Raw genomic sequence first — 2,887 nt, forward strand, 5'->3', positions numbered from 1 at the left:
GATGAAGGCTGTTATCGCTTGTGCTCATAAGATACTAAGAATTGTCTACAAACTTTTGAAAACACATCAAACTTATGAAGCAGTAAAAGCATTAGGGATGCGGCAACACCCTTAAGACATTTTTAAATATGTTCACCTTAAGTATAACACAGATAGTGTTTTTTTGCGCTTTTTTACTGTGTTATTTTCAAATAAAAGACTATATAAACTGTAGTGGGCTAGGCGCGTGCGTGTCTAGCCGATTCTTTTGTGCCAAAAAAGCCGAGTTAAAAAACTTCGGCTTTAAGTGATTGTGAAGGAGGACCTTGTTACCCTTCTATATAAGCTTTAAGGGAATCGCCAGTTAGGCCTGCGTTGAGGGCGATGAGGAGTTTGAGTCGGGCCTTGGGTGCATTGAGTTCCTTAACAAAGTAGATGCCCTTGTTGGCAAGGTCTTGCCCGCCACCAGGATAGGCATAAACGGGTTCAGCAATCCCATTGAAACAACGGGAGACCAGGGCGACAGGAATGCCAGCTTGAACGAGTTCTTCCAGCTTTTCTGCTACAAGCGGAGGAATGTTTCCAGCCCCAAAGGCTTCGATAATGAGACCATCCAGTTGGGAACGATCAATCATTGCTAATAACTCCCCATCCATTCCAGTGTAGGCCGGAAGGATGGGAACCAATCCTTGAATATCTTCTAAATCAAAGCGGACCCGTTCCTGAGCTTGTTTGAAATAGAGGGTTTCCTTCTTCATGATGAGGCCTAGAGGCCCATGGGTTGGGGTTTGGAAGGTGGAGACATTGGTAGTATGGGTTTTGGTTACATACTTAGCAGCGTGGATTTCATCATTCATGACGACTAAAACTCCCTTATCTCTCGCTTGCTCATCCGCTGCCACGCGGATGGCGGCTTGGAAGTTGTAGACACCATCGCTTCCTAATTCATTAGAGGAACGCATGGCCCCAGTTATGACTACAGGAATTGGTGGCAGATCCATGGTATCTAGAAAGTAGGCTGTTTCTTCCAAGGTGTCTGTTCCATGTGTAATCACCACTCCATCCACTTGATGGGCATAGTCTTTGATGGTTTTAAAGAGTTGAAGCATATGGGTTGGAGTCATTTGCGGACTTGGGAGATTCAGCCAGTCAACTGAGAGTAGTTGCACATTCTCCAGCCCCGCTTGAATCTGCACCATGGGATTTTTTTCATTGGTTGAAACCCGCCCTTGTTCATCCGCCTGCATAGAAATAGTCCCCCCTGTATGAAGGGCTAAGATTCGTTTCATAAATAACTTCCTATCTTTTTTCTTTCATTTTATCATACTGAAGGTGCGATTATGATAAAATAAAAAGAAGTAAATGCGCAGATAAGAGGGCTAGAATGGACATAAAAGCAGTATTTTTTGACATCGACGGGACCTTGGTAAATGATAGCCGCCAAGTTCTGAAGTCAACCAAAAAGGCGATTGCATCGCTTAAAAAACAAGGAATCATGGTAGGACTGGCGACAGGTCGTGGCCCCTTCTTTGTTCAGGAATTTATGGAGGAATTGAATCTAGATTTTGCCGTGACCTACAATGGCCAATATATCTTTAGTCCTAATGGTCTTCTTTATGCCCAGACTTTATCCAAAAAAGAAGTGGCGGATGTCTTGGCCTATGCTAAGGAGAATGGTAAGGAGATTGCACTGGGGCGAGCTGATGGGATGTTGGGCTCACGAATTATGTCTTTCGGTATGTCTTCCTTGACTCAAGGCCTGCATCGCTTTATTCCTGGTAAATTGTCGGGCTTGGTCAGTCAATCTTTTAATAAGGTGGTTAGTCGGTTTGTTCCCCAAGACTATAAGGAATTGGAAGCTATTGCTCGCGAACCTATTTACCAAATCCTAATGCTGGCCACCAGCAAAGAGGGCAAGGAAGTTGCTGAGCACTTTCCCCATCTAAAATTTACCCGCTCCAGTCCTTACGCATCGGATATCATTAGTCCTGGCATGTCCAAATTGGAAGGGATCCGAATTCTTGGAAAAGAGTTTGACTTTGACCTAGATCAAGTCATGGCCTTTGGTGACTCAGACAATGACTTTGAAATGCTTTCAGGGGTTGGCTTGTCTATTGCTATGGGAAATGGGTCCAGCCGCATCAAAAAAGTTGCCCAGCACACCACCAGTTCCAACACGGAAGATGGGATTCATGAAGCTCTTTCTTACTTTGGATTTTTAGGCAACGAACCCATTTTTGTCAGTCAAGACACCAGCTTTAATAAGGTCAAGCAATTCCATGGTCTGATGGATCAGCGAACCCAAGAAGATCCCAAAGCCTGGACCTGCCAAGATGCTGGCCACCGAGCAGCCTTTACCATTGAAGAACTGGTAGAATTTGTCCATGCTGCCAGCTCCTCTAGTGAGGAATTTGAAGAGACTGTAAACAAACTCCATCAGGCCCTTGACCAGGCCAAGGAAAAAGTTACAGGCAAAGAAGGAGACCCACAGGTGGATTTAGTCAAACAAGCGGATGCTTTGGTTGACCTCCTCTATTTCACTTATGGCCATTTTGTCTTAATGGGAGTAGACCCAGCTCCAATTTTTGACCTTGTCCACCAGGCGAACATGGGCAAAATTTTTCCAGACGGGAAAGCCCACTTTGATCCCCAAACCCATAAAATTTTGAAACCAGAGGATTGGGAAGAAAACTATGCCCCAGAGCCCGGTATCAAAAAAGAATTGGAACGCCAAAAAAAGGCTTACCACAAACACCACAGCAAAAAAGACGCCAACTAAGGCAATGTCATTAAGTTAAGGATTTCGAAAGCTCCTAAATCGAGCTTTCGAAATCTTTTTTTGCTATACTTAGGCTCAAGGAGGTGGATAGAATGCCAAATCAAGTAAAGAAGCAACTACGAAATAGTA

2 protein-coding genes are annotated in these 2,887 nt (G+C 44.3%); one reads left to right on the forward strand and one right to left on the reverse strand.

Annotated features, from left to right (window positions below; all coding sequences use genetic code 11):
• Window positions 1–308 precede the first annotated feature (308 nt).
• Window positions 309–1,268: an asparaginase gene (locus JEQ21_RS09635; protein ID WP_199365300.1), complete on the reverse strand. Its 960-nt coding sequence runs from the start codon at window positions 1,266–1,268 to the stop codon at window positions 309–311.
• Window positions 1,269–1,363: 95 nt separating this feature from the next.
• Between JEQ21_RS09635 and JEQ21_RS09640 the strand changes: the two genes are divergently transcribed.
• Window positions 1,364–2,758: a Cof-type HAD-IIB family hydrolase gene (locus JEQ21_RS09640; RefSeq protein WP_199365301.1), complete on the forward strand. Its 1,395-nt coding sequence runs from the start codon at window positions 1,364–1,366 to the stop codon at window positions 2,756–2,758.
• Window positions 2,759–2,887: the final 129 nt, after the last annotated feature.

The sequence above is a fragment of the Streptococcus sp. 121 genome (assembly GCF_016458205.1).
Taxonomy (GTDB): domain Bacteria; phylum Bacillota; class Bacilli; order Lactobacillales; family Streptococcaceae; genus Streptococcus.

Coding starts and splice junctions, on each gene's coding strand:
- JEQ21_RS09635 (WP_199365300.1), bottom strand. CDS start 1,268: ATGAAACGAATCTTAGCCCTTCATACAGGGGGGACTATTTCTATGCAG.
- JEQ21_RS09640 (WP_199365301.1), top strand. CDS start 1,364: ATGGACATAAAAGCAGTATTTTTTGACATCGACGGGACCTTGGTAAAT.